General features: G+C 29.1%; 2 protein-coding genes. Both read left to right on the top strand.

Annotated elements, in window-relative coordinates:
• On the top strand, positions 1-262 hold a 262-nt coding region (locus EHC72_RS22860), incomplete at its 5' end, for a hypothetical protein (protein WP_165585923.1).
• A 32-nt stretch (positions 263-294) separates the two neighbouring features.
• Positions 295-539: hypothetical protein (locus tag EHC72_RS22485; protein WP_131539963.1), on the top strand; the 245-nt coding region annotated here is incomplete at its 3' end.

The following is a 539-nucleotide window of genomic DNA, read 5'->3' as shown; positions in this document are numbered from 1 at the left end:
TGCATATCAATTAGGCAAACTTAAAAAAGACAGTTGTAATTCCCTTTTAATTACTTTTTATAAGGCTTCTGATATAACCAACCTCAGTCATCTTAAAGAAAATCCTAGAGATTTATATCGGTATTCTCTAGATAATGATATGATTTATGAATATTGGTGGTCTGGTCATGTATTCTTGGGAAGAACAAAATTTAAAAATGGTGAAATAATTGACCCTAAAAACACTGTAATAGTAACAGATCCACCTCCATTAAAACAATAATTTAATGATTTACTTTTGGTCTGTTCAATGATATGAAATTTAAAGTTTTAATACTTCTTAGCCTTCCTAGCATTTTACTAGCATGCAGTGTACAAAAGCCACTGAAGTTTATTCTATTGGAAAGCAGTAAAGAGTTTGCTCCAGAAACTAATGAAAAAGTAACTTATTGGGGAGATAGTTATATTATTGAAAATTATCATAATAATAAATACTCTGCAAAGCAGATTGATAGCTTTGCATATCAATTAGGCAAACTTAAAAAAGACAGTTGTAATTC

The organism is Pedobacter nototheniae (assembly GCF_004335085.1).
Lineage (GTDB): Bacteria > Bacteroidota > Bacteroidia > Sphingobacteriales > Sphingobacteriaceae > Pedobacter > Pedobacter nototheniae.
This window is presented reverse-complemented; position numbering and strand designations above follow the sequence as displayed.